General features: G+C 58.7%; 15 protein-coding genes. 8 read left to right on the top strand and 7 right to left on the bottom strand.

Annotation, left to right across the window (positions count from 1 at the left end):
• Positions 1 to 34 precede the first annotated feature (34 nt).
• Entirely contained in the window at positions 35 to 1,465 is a 1,431-nt protein-coding gene (locus tag PSR62_RS03215; protein ID WP_274406388.1) for a DUF1559 domain-containing protein, read from the top strand.
• Positions 1,466 to 1,475: 10 nt separating this feature from the next.
• Here PSR62_RS03215 and PSR62_RS03210 read toward each other — a convergent pair whose 3' ends face one another.
• Entirely contained in the window at positions 1,476 to 2,480 is a 1,005-nt protein-coding gene (locus PSR62_RS03210; RefSeq protein WP_274406387.1) for a J domain-containing protein, read from the bottom strand.
• Between the two features lie 109 nt (positions 2,481 to 2,589).
• On the opposite strand from PSR62_RS03210, the gene PSR62_RS03205 reads away from it, so the two are divergent.
• The 3 genes from PSR62_RS03205 to PSR62_RS03195 all read left to right on the top strand — a co-directional run bounded on the left by PSR62_RS03205 (position 2,590) and on the right by PSR62_RS03195 (position 6,190).
• Complete coding sequence (locus PSR62_RS03205; protein WP_274406386.1) at positions 2,590 to 4,236, top strand: hypothetical protein; 1,647 nt, start codon at positions 2,590 to 2,592, stop codon at positions 4,234 to 4,236.
• Between the two features lie 99 nt (positions 4,237 to 4,335).
• Complete coding sequence (locus tag PSR62_RS03200) at positions 4,336 to 5,292, top strand: alpha/beta fold hydrolase (protein WP_274406385.1); 957 nt, start codon at positions 4,336 to 4,338, stop codon at positions 5,290 to 5,292.
• Positions 5,282 to 6,190 (top strand): triphosphoribosyl-dephospho-CoA synthase, encoded by a 909-nt coding sequence (locus PSR62_RS03195; RefSeq protein WP_274406384.1) that lies wholly within the window; start codon positions 5,282 to 5,284, stop codon positions 6,188 to 6,190. Before PSR62_RS03200 ends, PSR62_RS03195 begins: the two co-directional genes overlap by 11 nt.
• A gap of 433 nt (positions 6,191 to 6,623) precedes the next feature.
• Here the strand turns inward: PSR62_RS03195 and PSR62_RS03190 are convergent, their stop codons facing one another.
• Positions 6,624 to 8,138, bottom strand: coding sequence for a PDZ domain-containing protein (locus PSR62_RS03190; protein WP_274406383.1), 1,515 nt, complete (start codon positions 8,136 to 8,138; stop codon positions 6,624 to 6,626).
• A gap of 190 nt (positions 8,139 to 8,328) precedes the next feature.
• On the opposite strand from PSR62_RS03190, the gene PSR62_RS03185 reads away from it, so the two are divergent.
• The 4 genes from PSR62_RS03185 (at position 8,329) to surE (ending at position 12,487) form a co-directional block, all read left to right on the top strand.
• Positions 8,329 to 9,435, top strand: a complete 1,107-nt coding sequence (locus PSR62_RS03185; protein WP_274406382.1) for a GNAT family N-acetyltransferase — start codon at positions 8,329 to 8,331, stop codon at positions 9,433 to 9,435.
• Between the two features lie 109 nt (positions 9,436 to 9,544).
• Entirely contained in the window at positions 9,545 to 10,558 is a 1,014-nt protein-coding gene (locus PSR62_RS03180) for a mechanosensitive ion channel family protein (protein WP_274406381.1), read from the top strand.
• Positions 10,559 to 10,848: 290 nt separating this feature from the next.
• Positions 10,849 to 11,571: a hypothetical protein gene (locus PSR62_RS03175; protein ID WP_274406380.1), complete on the top strand. Its 723-nt coding sequence runs from the start codon at positions 10,849 to 10,851 to the stop codon at positions 11,569 to 11,571.
• A gap of 61 nt (positions 11,572 to 11,632) precedes the next feature.
• Positions 11,633 to 12,487 (top strand): 5'/3'-nucleotidase SurE, encoded by an 855-nt coding sequence (surE, locus tag PSR62_RS03170; RefSeq protein WP_274406379.1) that lies wholly within the window; start codon positions 11,633 to 11,635, stop codon positions 12,485 to 12,487.
• Positions 12,488 to 12,822: 335 nt separating this feature from the next.
• On the opposite strand, the gene PSR62_RS03165 is transcribed toward surE, so the two are convergent.
• From PSR62_RS03165 to PSR62_RS03145, 5 genes are all read right to left on the bottom strand, one after another.
• Positions 12,823 to 13,068 (bottom strand): carbon storage regulator, encoded by a 246-nt coding sequence (locus tag PSR62_RS03165; RefSeq protein ID WP_274406378.1) that lies wholly within the window; start codon positions 13,066 to 13,068, stop codon positions 12,823 to 12,825.
• Positions 13,069 to 13,461: 393 nt separating this feature from the next.
• Complete coding sequence (gene mtnA, locus PSR62_RS03160; protein ID WP_274406377.1) at positions 13,462 to 14,532, bottom strand: S-methyl-5-thioribose-1-phosphate isomerase; 1,071 nt, start codon at positions 14,530 to 14,532, stop codon at positions 13,462 to 13,464.
• A gap of 30 nt (positions 14,533 to 14,562) precedes the next feature.
• On the bottom strand, positions 14,563 to 16,125 hold the full coding sequence (locus tag PSR62_RS03155) for a Gfo/Idh/MocA family protein (protein WP_274406376.1): 1,563 nt from the start codon (positions 16,123 to 16,125) through the stop codon (positions 14,563 to 14,565).
• A 247-nt stretch (positions 16,126 to 16,372) separates the two neighbouring features.
• Positions 16,373 to 17,272, bottom strand: a complete 900-nt coding sequence (locus PSR62_RS03150; protein ID WP_274406375.1) for a phosphatidylinositol-specific phospholipase C/glycerophosphodiester phosphodiesterase family protein — start codon at positions 17,270 to 17,272, stop codon at positions 16,373 to 16,375.
• Between the two features lie 135 nt (positions 17,273 to 17,407).
• Entirely contained in the window at positions 17,408 to 18,973 is a 1,566-nt protein-coding gene (locus PSR62_RS03145) for a phytoene desaturase (RefSeq protein ID WP_274406374.1), read from the bottom strand.
• Between the last annotated feature and the right edge of the window lie 104 nt (positions 18,974 to 19,077).

Genomic DNA, 19,077 nt, shown 5'->3' with positions numbered 1-19,077 from the left:
CCGCTCGCAGACACTTTTCCTTTGGAGTTCTCCGATGAAGTCAAAGCTTTCTTTCATCGATCTGGTCATCGTTGGTGTGATGGCATCGGTCGGATTCAGTTTGTTGTTGCCGGCGATTCAGCGTCAACGCGCCGCCGCACGAAACATGCAGTGCAGCAACAATGTGAAGATGTTGGGGTTGGCGATGCACAATTATCATGCCGCCTTCAATCAATTGCCGCCGGGATTGGGCGGAACGGTTGGCGGGGAAGATGTCACGTGCAACCAAGGTCGGCTGGGGCCGATCGTCGGTCTCACACCGTTTTTAGAACAGCAGGCATTGTGGGAGAAAATTGCCAATCCGTACGTGTCCCCCAAGACCGGAAAACGGTTCCCGCCGATGGGACCGGCACCCTGGTTTGATCCGGCGGAATACACACCATGGGCATCGGCTTTCGCAACCTTGCGTTGTCCCGATGACATGGAAACCCAACCGGAAACGCCGAAATCGGAACCGATCGTGGTCACGACGTTGGCCATGCCCGATCTTCCGCCCGAGGCAGTCGTCTCAGCATCCTTGTGCAACTATGTGATGTGCTACGGCGATGGAACGTATTTGATGGGCGAGATGATCGACATCCATGACGTTGAGGCAGTGAATCGGGTGCGGGCTGGTATGCGGGGTGTGTTCTGTGGGAATCAGCGAATGAGGTTTCGTGATTGCTTGGATGGGTTGTCCAACACGGTCGGGATGTCCGAAACGATTTCGCCCGGAATGAATGACGCCAAGGAATCTCACATCGCTCAGGGCATCAAGGGGTTGAGTTTGAATCCATCGCTGTGTCTGAAGACGCATGATGGTGACCATGCGGATTGGTGGGACGTCCGGCGGGGATCTCGTTGGGCGGATGGGACGCTGGCGATCAGCGGATTCCAAACGGTGTTGCCACCCAATTCACCAACCTGTTTGTCGGATTTGGGGATGGACGATCCGATTGCCTCGGCGTCCAGTCGCCACGCCGGTGGGGTTCATGCTCTGATGATGGACGGGCGTGTTGTCTTTGTCAGTGACACCATCGATTGCGGCGACAGCACGCAACCAGGGGTGTCGACCGGTAAAGATTATGCTCTCCCGGGTTCGAAAAGCCCGTATGGGGTGTGGGGAGCGTTGGGCACGCGTGCAAGCAAAGAAGTGTTGGGAAAGCCGATTCCAAACGTCGTTCCCGCGGCAGTCAATCGGGCTGGGAATCCGGACGGCAATCCGCTCACTTCGCCCGGCCCAACCTGGTCGACGTGGACCGATCGCGATGGCAAACATCACTTGGAGGCCAAGATCAACCGGATCATCGATCGTGAAACGGTGGAGCTGGAGGACAACCGAGGCATCCTGCACCGCGTGCCGCTGAACACGTTGTCAGATGGCAACATTTTCACGGCGGTGATGATGCATGAAATGCAACAGCAAGCGGCGTCCAAGCCGGAGTGATCCAGCTCAATCAGAACTTCAACGATTCACGCGGCTGCATTGGATTGGCGGCGTCGAATTGCTCGATCAGCTTCTTGGAGTCGTCGTCGATCGATTCTGGCAATTGAATTTGCAGTTCGACCATCAAGTCTCCGTCCGTGCCCTTGGGGTTGCGAACACCCTGTCCCTTGAGTCGCAAACGTTTGCCACTGGAACTGCCGGCGGGAATCGAGAGTGCGATCGTCCCTGCGGGAGTCGGCACGTCGACCTTGGCACCCAAGGCGGCTTCGGCCAGTGTGATCGGCAGCTTGAGTTCCAAGTTGTTGCCAATGCGTTTGTAAAACGGATGGTTGTCGACTTGGATGATCAGGATCAGGTCGCCCGCGCCACCGGATCCGGGTTGCCCTTGTTCGCGCAAGCGGATCTTGCTGCCTGAGCTGACTCCGGGGGGAATCGTCACCGACAGTTTTTCTTGTTTGCCTCCACGAGCGAGGTAGAACTCGACTTTGTCGCCCAGCACCGCGGTGCGGAAGGTGACGGACAACTCATGCCGAATGTTTTGACCTCGTTGCGGGGGCGCGGATCGCTGACCGCCACCGAACGGTGACCCTTGGCCGCCGCCGCGAGCTCCACCACCGAGAATTTGTTCAAAGAAGTCGTTGAATCCGTTTTCGAATCCAGCTCCTCCTCTTCCACCACCGCCGCCGCCACGGCCAGCCGCGCCGAAAATCTGTTCCAGATCCAATCCGTCGAAGGATGGGTCTGCTCCTCCGCCGCCGCCACCGCCAGCATTCGGATTCCATCCACCGCGAATTTTTTCGAAGTCGGAACCGTAGCGGTCGTACGCCGCACGCTTTTCCTCGTCGCCGAGAACTTCGTAAGCTTCCTGAACACGCTTGAATTTTTCTTGCGCGTCGGGGTTATCGAGATTCATGTCCGGATGGTACTTCCGAGCCAATTTGCGATAGGCTTTGGTCAGTTCAGCCTTCTCGGCGTCGCGAGAAACTCCCAGCGTTTGATACAGATCTTCAGCCACAGTGTGTCAATGATTTGGAAGGCAATGGTGTCATTTTGACAGGAACAGTCGTTTGAGGATTCACCATAGCAAACACCGAACCACAGACCGATGGGGGAAGGTTTGGAAGTTGGTTTGTCCCCTTTTGGCACTGTTTTCGTGCGGTTTCGTCACAAATGCTCCGATTTGGGCCGATGGCGATTTGACGCTGCGGGTGGTGGAGGAATCGACGGGCGAACCGACCATCGCGAGAATGGAATTGACGCGTCAACTGCCCGTCACCACGCGGCGGACGTCCCGGCCAAAGACGGTTTCGGTGGCTCCACGACGATCGCTGTCGTCCGGGCCTGGGTTTGTGCTCGACGAATTCGCGGACCTGTCGCTGCAAGACGGTGCGTACGAGTTCAAACTGACACGAGGTCCCGAGTCGCGGGTTTTGCGGGGCACCTTCGATGTCCAACGCGGCAGCGAGGACGAACATCAGCTCGCTCTGCCACGCATGGTTCGGATGCGACCGGAAGGTTGGACCAGCGGCGATTGCCTGCTGCCTCGTTCCCCCGAAAGTTTGCCGATGCGGATGACAGCGGAGGATCTGCACCTGGCGAACGTGATTCGAGATCCCAACGTCGCGGGACGCGGGGCAGAAAAACCGATCCCGCGTCGCAATGCGGGCAACTTGTTTGGAGAAGACAATTCGATTCTCACACCCCAGGGTTGGCCGACGGAACCTCTGTGGATCGATGCGAACGTCGATTGCCTGGGAGGGTTGGCGTTCTACCGCGATTCGGCGGACTCCGATTGGCAACCGACTTCAGCGGACGAGTTCGCTTCGGAGGAACTGGCTTCGCTGGGTTGGTTGGCAGGTCTGCCAGCGGATTCTTCCACGCGTGTTGCGGTTGAAAATCCATTCGCGTGGTTGCTGCCGATCTGGTTGGCCAGCGAGAAGGTGGACGGCGTGTTTGTGCTGGGGGATTGGTTGCAACTGAACGAATCGGTGACGCGCGTGCCGGAGGGACGCATGCTTCAACCCGCCAATCGAAACGATGCGACTCAGCTTGGACGTGACGCCGAGCAGATCCACTGGCAATTGTTGGAAGCCGGTTTTCGGCTGTCCCCGATGGCGGGATCAGGCGACGACCCAGGCAACTCACCCGTGGGATACAACCGTTTGTACGTGGCCGGGCGTTCGCAGGCTTCCTCGTTTGATTCGCGAGAGGAAGCGGTCGCGGTGGGCTCGAAGCAGGATTGGTGGCAGGCGGCTTGGGAAGGTTGCAGTTTCGCGACCAACGGGCCGTTGATGCGGACCAACTTGGACGGGCGTTTGCCCGGGCATGTGTTTGAGATCAACCCTGCGGAAGTCGGCGAAGGCGAATCGGTGGAGTTGACCGCGGAGGTGATTCTGAATGTCCGTGACCCAGTCGAATACTTGGAGGTCATTCACAACGGTCGGTTGCACTACAGCGCGAAGTTGGACGAATTCGCGAAAGCTGGTGGCCGGATTCCGCCGCTGAAAATCAAAGAGTCCGGCTGGGCGACGGTCCGAGTGGTGACGTTGCACGAGGACCATTACCGGGCGGTGATTTCGTCGCCGTGGTATTTCGAAGTCGGCGGGCAACCGCGAATCACGGCGCGCAGCGTGGCCTTTTTCAAGGAATGGTTGGGGGAAACCGAGCAGCGATTGGCGAAGCTGCCACCCGACCAACTGAAGGCGTTTGTGCCCTACGTTCGTGCGGCTCGCAAGTTTTGGGCGGAGCGGGCCGCGCTGGCGGGGGCGTGAACCATTGGCGGAAGGGGATTGGATTGGGGGATTGGTCCCGAGCGAGATTTGAATTGCCGCCTCTCGTCAAACTGCCGCGGATCGTCGAAACTGCTCGTTATGTTGAATCTTGCTCGCGATCTGTTTCCCTACCCGTCGTCGGAATTTTCCATCGACGGTCACACCCTGCGCTATATCGACACGGCGGCTGAAGCCAAATTCGCTGGTTCCGAAGTCGAAAAACCGGATTCTGGAGTCGAAAAACAAAGCGACCAGCCGACGTTTGTTTGCGTGCACGGCAATCCGACCTGGAGTTTTTACTATCGCCGGATCATCGAGCGATATGGCAAGCAGCAACGTGTGATCGCGGTCGACCACATCGGCTGCGGTCGCAGCGACAAACCGTCGGCAGAAGATTTCCCCTACACGATGGCGGCGCATCGCGACAACTTGATTCGGTTGGTCGACGAGTTGGATCTGAAGAACGTGATCTTGATCGCTCACGATTGGGGGGGCGCGATCGGATTGTCGGCCATGCATGCTCGTCGCGAACGGTTGGCGGGAATTGGGTTGCTGAACACCGCCGCGTTCCCACCGCCGTACATGCCACAGCGAATCGCGGCTTGTCGGATGCCCCTGTTGGGCACCCCCGCCGTTCGCGGGTTGAATGCGTTTGCTCGCGCCGCGGTCACGATGGCGATGTCGCGGACGAAGATGAAGCCAGATGTCGCGGCAGGTTTGTTGGCTCCTTATGACAACTGGAACAACCGAGTCGCGATCGATCGGTTTGTGCGCGACATCCCGCTCGACGATTCGCATCCCACAATGAAAACGCTCCGTCAGTTGGAATCCGATTTGCCTGACTTGGCGTCGCTGCCGATCTCGCTGATCTGGGGCATGAAGGACTGGTGTTTCCGGCCGGAATGCTTGCGACGCTTCGAAGCGGTTTGGCCGGACGCGGAGGTCACGGAATTGGCCACGACCGGTCACTATGTGATCGAAGATTCGCCTGAAGAAACGCTGCAAGCGATCGATTCCTTGCTGAGCCGCGTCAAGGATCACATCGGTGCGGCCTGATCCGTGGCAATGGATTGCGAAGACCGTTCGCAGTCCTGCGGATGCGATTCAGTACGCGTGTGTGCTGGAGGCGACCGCACCCAAAGCGGGCAACGTTCATCCCGTCGCGAAATTTGATGATCTTTGTTTTGCCGACTTCGTTGTGTCCGCTGAAATCGCGGCCAATGAATTGACGGCCACATCGTTGGGTTTGGGGGACCGCGTTCACGCGGTGATCGAGCAAACGCGATCCAGGACAAACACCAACGTCAACCTGGGCATCGCGTTGTTGTTGGCCCCGATTGTCGTGGCAGAAGAACGGTATCGAACCTCGGACATCCCTTGGACGTTGGACGCATGGCGGGACGCCACGGCCAACGTGCTGTCGACGCTTTCGAGCGATCAAAGCCAGCGGATGGGAGAAGCGATCGGGCTGGCAGTCGCCGGAGGAATGGACGGGGACTATCAACCGGAGGACCCGGCGTTGGATGTTCATGCCGCGTCCGAATCGTTTGACGTGATGGCCGGGATGCGGGAGGCAAAGGACCGGGACTTGATCGCGGCCGAATACGCAAACGGTTTTGAAAGCTTTTTTGCCGAGGTTGTGCCGATCGTGGAAGCCTCCACGGGCGACACCGGCGATCTTCTTTCAGGGATCGCGCTGGCTCATTTGCAATTGTTGGCCGATCGGGGTGACTCGTTGATCGCTCGCAAGAACGGTCGCGACGTCGAAGAGGAAATTCGTGATCGAGCTCGGCGTTGCTTGAAAGCCTTTGAACGCGAGGGTGACTTCGATTCGATCGTTGAGTTCGACCATCACTTGCGGAGCGACGGACACCGGCTGAACCCAGGCACGACGGCCGACTTCATCGCCGCTGCGGTTTACGTGTGTTTGCGAATGCGCTCTCACCTGTCCTGAGGTTGTGCCATTTATCGAGGCTGCGTTTGAGCGGGTTTCTGATGATGCACCTCTCCTGAAACGAAGTTTGGGGGGAGGTCGAGCGACGCCGTTCAGGCGTACGCGAGGGAGCCGAGCATGGGAAGCGGCGCGGTTTGCCCTCCCCCGGAAATCTCGCTGAACGCTCGCTTTCCGGCCCCTCCCGCTGCGGAGGTCGTGCAGTTTTTAACTGCTGTGTTGCCAGGCGTTTATCATCACCCTCCCCCTGGGAGGGTCGAGCGAAGCGAGGGGAGGGTCGAGCATCGGAACCAGCGCGTACCCCTCCCCGGCCCGAAGCGGGCCGACCCTCCCAAAGGGAGGGTGAAATAAAACTGCACGACCTCGTTTCGGGAGAGGTTGTTGTTGCAGAAACCCGGCATTGGAAAACGGCTTGGCCTCATCGCGGTTCGAGGCCTCATTCCTTGGCTTGCAGTTGTTGCTTCAAACGTTCAATTTCTCGCTGCAACTCTTCCACCGTGGGTGACTTGGCTTCGGCGGGCAAGGTGTCCGGTTCAGCCACAGGAGTCGGCTTCGCGGGCGGAAGACTTTCGGAGCCGGATGCGGCCCCATCGGCCGGCAACGCCAGCGGATCAATCTCAACGGTTGGCGGCGCGGTGGGCTTGGGCGATGGCAGGGTTTCGGTGGGGGCCGGGAGTGTGAACGACGCCTTGGGTTCGGCACTCGGTGCGGGCAACTCCTCGCCGGCAGGTGCTTGCGAATTGGATCCGTTGCCACCCAGCATCTTGCCAAACACCGAACCCATCCCGCCAAGGAAACCGCCGGAGTCCGTGCCGCTGGCCTCGGGTGTTTCCTCGTTGGCATTCGCAGCATCCCTTTCGGAGTTCGCGATCGCGGACCGTGTGGGCGCGCCACCGGGACCACCCATTTCAATTTGCTTTTGAAGCATGGCGTCGCCCCGAATCAAACCGAATTCGATTTGATCACCTGGTTGGAGGATCGATATTTCTCGCAGCAAGTCGTCGGTGCCACGAATCAGCCGACCTGAGGCCGAGACAATTCGATCTCCCACGGCGAGTCCCGCGACTTTGCCCGCGGTGTTCTCGGGGACTGACACGACCGAGACGCCTCGTTGCGGTGTCGCGTCACGAACTTCGATTCCGAGGGAACCTCGTGAACGAGCGAGCGTGGGAGTGGTGTTGTTCGTTGGCGGTGACAAGCGTTCGGAGGCTGGTGGCGGAAGTTGCGGCGCGGGCAACTCATTGGCCCGTGGCTGATTGCGGTTGGAATTGTCCAGGACGCTTTGGCTGGAAGGGGGGAGTGTGATCGGTGGCTTGGCAGCAACACGAGCGCTGCTGATCGCGGGAACATTTCCGCGATACAAACGCCCGCCTCGGAACAATTGCATGGCGACGGCAGGTTCTTGGCCGGGCGTGGATCGGATGTCGTCGAGTGCCGAAACCGCCTCATCGAGCGTTCGTGTTCGCGAGTTTCCGATCGCGACGATCAAGTCGCCCGGGCGGACACCAGCCTCATCGGCTCGTGATTGCGACGAGAAGCCATCGACACGAAGGCCTTGGTAACCGCCGACGACCGCAGGGGAGACTTGCATGCCGAACTGAACGTCATCCGATGCAATTTCACCCGCACGTCCTGTGGTGGTGGATTGGCCATTGCCCGTGGACGCACTCCGCCGCGTTGCCGATGTGCGGCGGTCGGCTGACGCGTTGTTCCTTGGGATCGGCGTTGCCAGGGTTCGGTTGCGAGCCGAATTGGCGCGGTTGGAGGCCGCGGGATTTTGGTACGGTGGCTGGGAAAGCGGAGATGGCGGAGGCGATTGAATGCGGTTCCGCAAGCGTTCCAGCAGACGTTGGGCTGACGCATCCGAAGCGTCGATCGCATGCAGGCAAGAAACCATCGACAGGCAGACGGCCCAGCGAATCCAGTTCGAGCGTCGACCTGATCGAAGCATTTGTCTCTCCACTTTAGAAGCGATCCGAAAAGGGGTCTGACCCTTTGGAGGTGTGCTGTTTTGGTGTAGTTTGCGGCCTCGCCGGAGAGGGTCAGACCCCTTTTCGGATGACGGAAGGTTCCTTCGAAACATTGCTTCCCGACGTGTGGGAGCGGGTTCAGAAGGACGCGGTCAATCGATCATAGAGAGAATGATGGGGAACGCCAACCAATTCGGGTTCAATGAGTCGTCCAGCGGAACCCAGGCGGCCCGCCTCGGCGATGCGGGGGACGAGGCCCTGCGGTTTCGCCCGTTTGCGCTGGCGGAGTTGCCCACGCTGCTGCCCGCGGCGCTGGAACGAATCCCGCCAGGTCGAGCGGTGATGGTCGCGGACCAAATTCGCTCGGCGATCTCGCGGCAGGTCACCGACCAGCTGATTTTGCTGGTCAGCGAGGCTTCCGACGCGATTGCGATCGTGCTGGGTGCCGCGGATAGCGACATGGCGACGGTTCTGCACGCCGGTCCGATCGTTTTGCCGACGGAGCAAGCAACCCGGCCCGATCGTCGAGAAATCGAAAATTCACAGTTGGCGGAGGGGCTCGGCCGGACACTTGGTCAGATTTGCCAGCAACGGGGCATCCAGTTTCTGCAGTGGGCGACGGCCTGGCCACTGGAAGCAGCGATCTCGGACGGGCCAGACTCGGGCGGTGGAGAGGCCAACTCCATTGATTGGCAGAGTTGGTGGCCGCATTGGATGGGGTTCACAAATGTCGGCGACCTGGAGTATCTCGCGCTCGACCTCAGCGGTTCATTTTCGTTGGAGTCCTTGGACGCCCCGCTGCAGTTGGACGCTCAATCGGTCGACGTGAATGATGCCGAGCAGCTGAACCAAATCCGTGATTTGGTCCAGCGGACTTACCTCGGGTCGATGGATTGTCCCGCGTTGGAACAGTTTCGGACCGCGGCGCAGATCATGGACGGCTACCAAGCGGTCCCCACGTACGCGCCGGATTTGTGGTTCATGCTGTCCGAACGTCCGGGCGGCGAACCCATTGGATGCTTGCTGATGGCACGCCACGGCGGTGATCCCGCATCGGTTTTGGAAGTGGTCTACATGGGCGTGGTCCCCGCTGCGCGAGGCCGCGGCTTTTCACGTGACATCCTTTCGTTGGCGCTGCAGTGTTGTCGTCAAGAATCTGCCTCACGGATGATCCTTGCTGTGGATCGGACTAATCGTCCCGCGCGAGACGCCTACATGCGTTTGCCGATGCAAACCGTGCTGCGTGAATCGGTTTGGGCGAAAAATACCACCGCCTGAGAATACGAAACACTTGTGCATCGATCTTGAATCCCCTCGCCGGAATGAGGTATCGACGTTCTGCAGAACGTGCCTCCCTTTTCCGCTCCATGCGCTGTCGTGATTCGATATGTCTGAAAACTCTCTCTCACCAACCAACCTTGCTTCCGAAATGAACTTGGGAGCCACCGAAGTTTCGCCACCCAGTTTTGCCGACGCCACGTCGGACTTGGTCAGTCAGATGACCGAAGGCAACTTTGATGGCCTGACGGACTACGCCACCACACACCTGGCGCCCGCGCTGCTTTCAGCTGGCCTGGGTTTGTTTGTTATCTTCATCGGGTACTTGGTTGCCAAGTATTTGATGCGTGTGATCAGTCGTCCTGTGTGTCGACGGGTGGACGAAACGCTCGGCAAGTTTGTCGGCAAGATGGTGTTCTATTCGGTGATGTTTGCCGTCGTCGGTGCTGTGTTGACGAAGTTGGGCGCCCCGCTGGGTGGCTTGGCAGCGATGCTTGCGGCGGCCGGTTTCGCGATTGGTTTGGCATTCCAAGGAACGCTCAGCAACTTCGCCTCGGGCGTGTTGATGCTGGTCTTCCGTCCATTCAAAGTCGGTGACGTTGTCAATGCAGCTGGCGTGACAGGCAAAGTCGATGAGATCGATTTGTTCACAACAACGTTGGACACGCCTGACAACCGACGCATCATTGTTCCCAATAGTGCAATCGCAGGTGGCACCATTGAAAACATGAGTCATCACCAACATCGCCGTGTCGAAGTGCCCGTCGGTGTGGACTACTCCGCCGACTTGCAAACCACCCGAGCAGCACTTCAAAAAGCGGTGGATCAGTTGGCCGCCAATGTGATTCAAGGCGAAAACCGAGGCAGCGCTGTCGTGCTGGCTGGATTGGGTGACAGTGCCGTGAATTGGAAGGTCCGCATGTGGGTCGCTGGTTCCAATTTTTGGCCGATGACCGAAGCATTGACCGGCGAAATCAAAATGCAACTGGATGCCGCCGAGATCGGTATCCCCTTCCCTCAAATGGATGTGCACGTGCATCAATTTGCAGAGGCCGCCGCCAATGCTGAAAAGGCCGGACGCACGCGACCAACCCGTCGTGGCGCAGATCGCATGGTTGGCTGAGGGGCAACCGCCTGTGAATCAAGCAAATGAGGACACCAGCCCCGTGGTCTGTGCCAGCGAATGGTTTGGGTAGCGAAACTCGTCCAGAGTTTTGATTTGCGTGACGAAATCCCGAAAGTCTTGACGACTTTCGCTTCGGTGATGGGAAGTTCGGGAAACGGCGAATCCGCGAACGAAACCGCTGTCGGCTAGCCCGGCGGTGACGCTGTGAAGTATGCTGAGGCCACCGAGTCAGATCGGTGGCCTTTTTTCGTAGATGCCGTTCCATCAAACCATCCATCGGTACGACCATGTGGCACACTAGCCAAGGCGATCGCACGCTCGACGGTGCCGAAGCGGAATTGATGCAGCGATTGATTGAATCGCTGCTCGAAGATTTGTTGTTGCAGTTTGATGAAGAGTGGCAACCCGATGCCGATTGGTCCTGCGACACCGGGGTGGAACTGTTCGACAATCTTCACAGTGAACAACAAATCGCGCTCCTGCATGATGTCGCCCATCACTTGCTCGAGCCCACCCCTGAGGGCATGACTCTCAGTGCGATTGCCGAAGCCACTGTGGCAGCTCTGTTTGCGGAACTGCATCACCACGTGGAAATGGAATTGGATCTGTCGTTGGACGTCAACAATGCTCATTGGCGACAGTTGATTCGCGACGCCGCGATCGAATGCCTCGTCCGTGATGATTTGTTGGGGACGGACCGACCGGCTGACGACGTCATTCAAGTGGACGAGGTGTTGCCGACGGATTTTCGAATTCCCGATCTGCACTCGCTCGACAGCGGCGCGTGGGATGATCTGATCGAATCGCTGGCTGATCAAATTTTGTGGGATCGCGATTTTGAAATGGCGTCACTGTTCTTGGACGAAGACCCTCGTCGATCCGCCACCCGTCGTGAAGTGATGGGAATCGACGCGAATTATTTCGTGCAAATCCCTCCGGATCCGCGGCCCAGCGAGATGCCCTCGTTGGTGTCAGCAACGCAAGCGTTGATCCGCCGCAAGCCACGCTGAAGAAGACGGCTCCCCGATCCCGTTTCAAAAATCCCGTCAGACGAACTCACCGACCCAATTGATGAAACGCACCGCGATTCTGCTGACCAATGATGACGGGATTGATGCCCCCGGATTGCTCGCGATGCACCGCACAATCACGCAGTGGATTCGTGCGACCGGGAACGCGGACCGGTATGACATCACGGTGGTCGCGCCAGACCGAGGCCGCAGTGAATGCGGTCACAGCGTCACCACAACCCGAGACCTCACCGTCACAGAAACGCAAACCGGATGGTTCGCCGTGGACGGGACACCTGTGGATTGCGTTCGCTCCGCGATGACGGTGTTATGCCCCCACGCTTCGGTGGTTTTTTCAGGGATCAACGCGGGAGCCAACCTGGGTGTTGATCTGTTGGTCAGCGGAACGTTTGCTGCGGCCCGCGAGGCGGCGCTGCATGGCGTTCACAGCATGGCGGTGTCGCATTATCGTCGACCCGATGTGCCCAAGACGTGGGATCACACGGGGCGGTGGCTGCGGCCGGTGTTGGATTCGTTTTTCAGCGACACCTCGTGGGTCGCAAACGCTTCGGCACCTGGGCGTGACAGTTCGATGCTGACGACGGAGGACGACGAGCATCAGCCGGGGCAGTTGTGGAATGTCAACTTGCCAGCCATCGATCCCGCGACGGAGATGCCACCGGTTTTCGACTGCGAGGTGGAGCGGAAACCGATGAAGCGAGCTGGAATGCGAACGGGGCACATCGAGAGCGAGGCAACGTCTCAATTTGCGAGTGGATCAGTCGAGTTCGCGAGTCAGCAGCCGATTCGGATCCAAGCGGACTTTCATGGGCGACCCAGGACGTCGGGAACCGATGTGGAGCGTTGTTTTTCGGGCCATCTGACGATCAGCCGGATCAGTCCTTACCCCGCTTGAAGGCCCACGTCGCAATGGAGCGCCTGATTGGCGGTGTTGGAGGGTTGCCAAAGGGGAGGGCTGGCGGAGCGCAAGACCATGGACGTTCTCGAGTAGGGCACGTTCGAGACTCCATTTCTCGGCAAATTTTTTTGGCGGATCCGAAGGCTGGATTCACGCGGTGAGCGATTTCGCACCAACCGCATGTTCACACTGGTCCCTCAAAGCACAGTTGCGGAACTCATGGATGGAGTTCGTCCATCGTCGTCTGTCGTTCACTCACCCTCAAACGTGTTTAAATGAACAGGCATACAGGGTGCGTGAGCGGTCCAGGACTCAGTGTGAGAGAGCGGCATTCAACGTTCGGCTTGACCTGCGACAGCGATGTCATGTTCCAGAACGGCGGAGTTCGGAGCACCTGCTTTGTGCTGCTGAACAGGAGCGACGCTCTCTTGTTTGTCCAACTCACCACGAACGATCGAAACTTCACGTGGAGCTTCAATCCCAATGGCGACGCGATTGCCAGCGATGCGATTGACCGTGATCACGATGTTGTCACCGATGACCAGCTTTTCGCCTTCTTTTCGACTGAGTACCAACATTTCTGAATCCTTTCCCGGAGGGATACTTTTGCGTTTTGAAAATCGTTTCAAGTGTTGGTTGTTCGAAATCAACCTCTCAGGTGTGAGAGGGCCGATGTCGAACCCGTTTGCAACAGGAAGCAGTTCGCTTCATGTGGAAACTTTAATGAGCAATACCTGCGCCATAAAGTTCGCCTAAACTCCCAATTCCTCGCAATAATTTCGCTTGTGCTCAAAAATTGCAGCCCAAACCGATTTCGAACCGTTTCGAGAACCGATCTGACCCGGATCGATCATCCACCAACTGGTGGATGTCTCACCCAACTCATTTCAAAACGAGAGGCCGTCTCACCCTGAGACAACTGAGTCTCTCGTCCACACAAGTAGTATCAGCTTGGGGTGTGACACGTTTGGTCACGAACTCAAATGCGCCAGGACTTTTTCAGTGTTGGGCCCTGAAATCACGCCTTTTTCAGTGATCAACGCGGTGACCAAATCAGCCGGCGTGACGTCAAACGCCGGATTCACCACCGCAACGCCCTCGGGGGTTTGTCGCGGTGAGTCAGTTCCACAGGGATACGCGACCTCATCGCCGTCGCGTTGCTCGATCGGAATCAAATCGCCTGATTCCAGTTCCGGGTCGAAGGTGTTTGTCGGAGCGGCGACGTAGAACGGGAGGTTGTGGTGCTTGGCCAGCACCGCCAGAGGGTACGTGCCGATCTTGTTGGCGACGTCGCCATTGGCTGCGATTCGGTCGGCGCCCACGATGACGGCATCGACCAGGCCCTGCCGCATCAGGCTGCCTGACATCGAATCGGTGCAAACCGTCACGGGGATCCCGGCTTGGTGCAGTTCCCAGGCCGTCAGACGGGCTCCCTGCAGCAGCGGACGCGTCTCGTCCGCGAACACTTCCAGTGTGTGACCGGATGCGTGCAGGTGGTAGATCGGTGCCAGAGCGGTTCCCCACATCGAGGTGGCCAGCGCCCCTGCGTTGCAGTGGGTCATGACGCGTTGGCAATCAGCCAGCAGCGTTGCTCCCTGACGACCGATGGACCGGCACATCTGCCGATCATCATCGTGGATGCGAATCGCCTCGGTGATCAACTGCTCGCGGAGCTCCGCGACCTGACCGGAAAACCGGTCGACAATGGCCCGCATGCGGTCCAGGGCCCAGAACAAATTGACCGCCGTGGGGCGACTGGTCGCCAGGTGATCGATCGTTTGCCGATACCGCGCCTGCGCCTCTGGCAGGCTCGCGTCCTCGTTCGCACTGACCGGGGTCAGGGTGACCCCGTAGGCCGCAGCGATGCCGATGGCCGGCGCACCGCGAACGACCAATCGTTGAATCGCATCGTGCGTTTGGTCCACCGTGGTGCAGACCAAACGCGTCAGCGTTCCAGGCAACTTGGTTTGATCCAGCAGATCCAGTTCTGCGGGCCGCCCGTTGTGGGCGGCGTGATATCGAATCGTTTCGGCTTCGTTCACATCAGGGACCGTTGCGCGAGGTTTGGAAAATCAAACGTCAGCCGCGCTGGGAACGACGAATCCATCGCGGTACTCGCGAGTTTCCATCGCTTTGGCTTTGTCGTTGTCGACAAAGGTTTCGGCGTCAGGATCAAACTTCAGCACAGGGCCCAGCGACAACTGTTCTTTTTCCGGATCGACGTTGTTGTCCCGGAGGTGCTGCAGCGTTCGGTCGAGCGTGGCTTGATCGTCATCCAACGACGAAATTTTCGCGAGTGACTCGGAGATCGTTTTGGGATCGACCCGGTTTTCTTGGCCAACGTAGTACGAAATGTTGCCCAGGTGAGCGATCGCGGCGGACAGGTGACCGCAGCGTGCATCCGCATGCAGCGTCGAGGCATCGCGAGACTGTACCGCATCGAGGAAGTTCGCAAAGTGGGCGTCTCCCACGTTCGATGTCGCTTTGAATTCACGCACCAATTTGCGTTGTTTGTCGAACACAGCACAGCGGTTGTAGCTGGGACCCTGCACGAGATAACCGTCTTCTCCGTAGAAGATGACGCCGATCTTGTTGCCTTTGCTGTAACCGAACAGCTCGTTGATTTCTTGATCAGCCGATTCATCGACGCTCAACCCACGTGTTTCAAACACGATGGTCTTGTCGCCATAATCGTAGATCGAAACTTGCGTGTTGGCGGTGTCACCTGCATCGACGTAATCGGGGTCTTTGCGTTCCGCTTTGTAGCCCAGTCGGCCGGCGTAACTCAGCACGGCGTTGGGATGACGTTCCAGCCCCAGTCCCCAGCGAGCCACATCGGTTTGGTGAGGCCCTTGGTTTCCGGAGTCGCCGTTGCCGTAGTGACGCTGCCAGTGCCAGTCGTAGTGGAAACGTTGACGCGTCAGCTTGGGATCGGTGTAGGAAGCCGGCCCGCTCCAAAGATTGAAGTCGACGCCCGCGGGGATTTCATAGTCGCCCAAAGGACCGATCGACTTGCGTCGTTTGTAGCACAGGCCGCGAGCGAGTTTGACTTCGCCAATCCCGCCATCGGCCAAGAACTGCATGCCCTCGCGACAGCCGGAGCTGCTGCGGCACTGGGTTCCGGTTTGGAACATGCGGCCGTACTTGGCGGCGGCGGCGACAAGTGCCCGACCTTCGTGAATGTTGTGGCTGATCGGTTTTTCAATGTAGACGTCTTTGCCTGCCTGCATCGCTTCGACGCCCATCAACGCGTGCCAGTGGTTGGGCGTGGCGCTGGTCAGGATCTGGACTTCGTCCATGTCCAAGGCTTCGCGAAAGTTCTTGACGACTTTGGGGCGAAGTCCCTGCAGATCGGCGACCTTGTCAGCGCGGCTGTTGCCGACTTTTTCATCGATGTCGACCAACACTCGAATTTCGGTGCGGGGGTCTTTGTCGAATCCGCGAATGTGTTCTCCGCCGCGGCTGTTGACGCCGCAGATCGCCACGCCGAGTTTTTCGTTGGGCGAGGTGGCTTGGGCGGAAGCGGATGGGCTGGTGTGAACACCGACGGCCGCCCCGACCGCGATTCCGGTCGCGGTGAACTGACGACGACTGATTCGCGAGGCACGGGCGGAGGAAGCTGGGGTAGGTTTCATGGCGGGCCTGTGGAAGGAAGAGGAAGGTGGGACGATGGGGAGACATACACATTATGCATGCTTCGTGCGGCGTATTCATCCACCTTACGCCTCCAAAGCCCCAAGACACGCAATTTTACTCGTCGGCCAAGGAATCTCGCCGATCAGGCCGGTTCGACGGTGGAGCCCAGATTTCCTCAAGTGGGTGGAATTGGGGTGTCGGGAGTCGAGGTGCTGGATTTCAATCGGGTCGGGCTTCCAACCCGGGTCACTTCGATTGTGATTGCAGGAATCGATGGAGGCCCTCGAGGTCATCCGTGTTGATCAAGTCGACTCCCGCGTCGTGGAGGACCTTCCAAGCGGCTTCGTGATCGGGCGTCGCCCAGAAACGGACTCGACGGTTTTGCTGGTGGGCTCGTTCCAAAATCAGGCTCAGCTTTTGGCGATCGGCCTCGGGCAGTTCGCCCTTGCCGCGCCACTTGAAATGGCGGCCCCAGTGGTCGCTGATCAACGGCATCAGGTCGGCCGAGTGATCACCCTCCAAATCGTCCAGTCGACCGTCCACGCCAACGAACCGGGGCAAGTCCGACTGGACCAATTCGATGGGCCGGTTGCCGCTGATGATGGCGGTCACGCCGCGCCGGTGCACCCCTTTGGAATCGACATGTGTGAACACGTCGTCGTAGGTCGAAAGCAGTTGATTGAGGGCCCGGTAGGTGGACTCCCCTTCGGACTTCAGATCGATCAGCAAGGTGACGGGCAGGCCATCGCTTTCGACGCTTTGGAACGAGTCCGAAGATCCCTCCGCCTTGACGTTCGATTGCATCCGCTGCCGCAGTGGATCGAGGTACAACGCTTTCAAGGTTCGATCAGCGGAAAGTTCCGAGACCGAGTGTGCGACCCAAAGGTCCCCTTCGACCAAAAAGACATCCGCTTCAATGCTGCGGAAGCCGTTGTCGAGGGCGTCCAGCAGCGGACGTTCGTGCAGGTAGTCGTTGTGCGCGTGAGCCTGAGGATGCGACGGACGAACCGTTGCAGGCGAGGCAGGCGTTTGAGCCGAGGACGTGGAAGCCGCCCCGCTCCAAAGGCTAGCGAAGCAGGCTGCAATGCAGAATGGAACGACAGCGGAGACGCTTGTTCGGCGTCGAAATGGTGATGGGGTGTTCACGCGGGGCTCGTGGTGGACGCATGGGACTGGAATGCGAGTTCAGACCCACATTCTATCTGCTTTGCGAAGCAGCGTTGGTGTTGTGGCTTTCTGTGAAGGCCCCATGGCACTGGCTTCCAAGCAGTCGAGCGAGAATCAGAGGCTGGAAGCCGAGGCCATCACAGTCGGCTCAGGACGTGGTGGGACGCCGCGGGCGGATTCGTCCATGAAGTCCGTGTCCATCCCCAGATCTTGCAGCAACAATCGCGAACTGATCCGGCTGGATTCATAGATCACCGGCAACCCACTGCCCGGATGCGTGCCGCCGCCGACCAAGTAAACCCCGTCCAGTTCCTCGAAACGATTGTGAGGTCGCTTGTGAAGCATTTGGCCCAAGTTATGAGCCAAGTTGAACGTGGCCCCTTTGTAGATTGCGTAGTCGCTCTGCCAATCGTCGGGCGTGATTTGATGCTCCACCCGAATCCGATCGCGAACATCGGTCAGGCCGAGTTCGCCCAACTTGTCCAGCGTCAGCTCGCGGAAACGAGGAGCCTCTTTGGACCAGTCCACGTTGTCGGTGTCATGCGTGACCGGAACCAAAACGTACAACGAACTGTGTCCGGCGGGCGCCAGCGTCGGATCGGTCACGCCGGCATTCTGGACATACACCGAGGGATCCTGGCTGAGAACGTGATCGGTTTCGATTTCGCGGAGGTTGCGGTTGTAGTCTTGGCTGATGTGGATGCTGTGGTGCGGCAGGTCTTCGTACAGACCTTCGATCCCTAGGTACAGCATGTAAGTGCTGCAGGAAAACTTCTTCTTGGCGATCTGTTCGTTCGACCATCGTTTGCGGGACGCGTTGGGAACGGTCTTGGTCATCCAGTCCGCGAAGTCGGCGTTGACGACAAACGCATCGGCGTCGTAGCGATCGTGGTGGGTGTGCAGCGCACGCACCCGACGACCTTCCATCTCGATGGACTCGACCGGTTCATCGAGCCGGATCTTCACGCCCATTTGTTCGGCCAGTTCCGCCATCCTTTCGCTCACGCGGCTGCAGCCACCGATGGGATGGAAGACGCCGTATTCGTATTCCAGAAACGACAGGATGCTGAACAGGCTCGGGCAATTGAACGGCGACATCCCGAGGTACTTGGACTGGAATGCGAACGCGATCACGAGTCGGGGGTCGCTGAAGTAGCGTTCGAGTTCTTTGCCCAGGGTTCGGAACGGGTGCAGGTGCTTGGCCGCGCCCAACAAGGACGGCTTCATCACGTCCAGCGCGGAGTGGAATGGCGACTCCAGGATCGGACGAAACTTCTCTAGCTTGATCCGGTTGTCGTCCATGTACCGCTTCAGTTGCCCAACGTCTTGCGGTGAGAACTGAGCGATCTGGCGATCCATTTCATCCATGTCGGGCGTGCAATCGAGTTGACCGCCCCCACCGAATGTCAGTCGATATTGAGGGTCCAAACGCTCCATCGGGACCTCTTCCATCAAGTCATGCCCGGTCGAGTGAAAGATCTCGTCCAACACACGCGGGTACAGGAAGAACGTGGGGCCGCAGTCGAAACGGAAGCCATCCATTTCGATGGCGGACGTCCGCCCACCGACTTGCCCGCGGCGTTCCAAGATGGTCACGTCGCAACCGCCCGCGGCGAGCTGCATCGCTGACGCCAACCCACCGGGGCCAGCTCCAACGACAACGACTTTCCTTTGGGACATGACAACCTTACTGACCAGACCAAGAACACAAACTGAGAGCCGCCTCGCGGCTTGAACTTCAAACGCTCGCCGCGAGCAACTGCGTTATCTTACGCGTGCGGCCA

The organism is Rhodopirellula sp. P2 (genome assembly GCF_028768465.1).
Lineage (GTDB): Bacteria > Planctomycetota > Planctomycetia > Pirellulales > Pirellulaceae > Rhodopirellula.
This window is presented reverse-complemented; position numbering and strand designations above follow the sequence as displayed.

Coding starts and splice junctions, on each gene's coding strand:
- PSR62_RS03215 (WP_274406388.1), top strand. CDS start 35: ATGAAGTCAAAGCTTTCTTTCATCGATCTGGTCATCGTTGGTGTGATG.
- PSR62_RS03200 (WP_274406385.1), top strand. CDS start 4,336: ATGTTGAATCTTGCTCGCGATCTGTTTCCCTACCCGTCGTCGGAATTT.
- PSR62_RS03190 (WP_274406383.1), bottom strand. CDS start 8,138: ATGCTTCGATCAGGTCGACGCTCGAACTGGATTCGCTGGGCCGTCTGC.
- PSR62_RS03185 (WP_274406382.1), top strand. CDS start 8,329: ATGATGGGGAACGCCAACCAATTCGGGTTCAATGAGTCGTCCAGCGGA.
- PSR62_RS03180 (WP_274406381.1), top strand. CDS start 9,545: ATGTCTGAAAACTCTCTCTCACCAACCAACCTTGCTTCCGAAATGAAC.
- PSR62_RS03175 (WP_274406380.1), top strand. CDS start 10,849: ATGTGGCACACTAGCCAAGGCGATCGCACGCTCGACGGTGCCGAAGCG.
- surE (WP_274406379.1), top strand. CDS start 11,633: ATGAAACGCACCGCGATTCTGCTGACCAATGATGACGGGATTGATGCC.
- PSR62_RS03165 (WP_274406378.1), bottom strand. CDS start 13,068: ATGTTGGTACTCAGTCGAAAAGAAGGCGAAAAGCTGGTCATCGGTGAC.
- PSR62_RS03155 (WP_274406376.1), bottom strand. CDS start 16,125: ATGAAACCTACCCCAGCTTCCTCCGCCCGTGCCTCGCGAATCAGTCGT.
- PSR62_RS03145 (WP_274406374.1), bottom strand. CDS start 18,973: ATGTCCCAAAGGAAAGTCGTTGTCGTTGGAGCTGGCCCCGGTGGGTTG.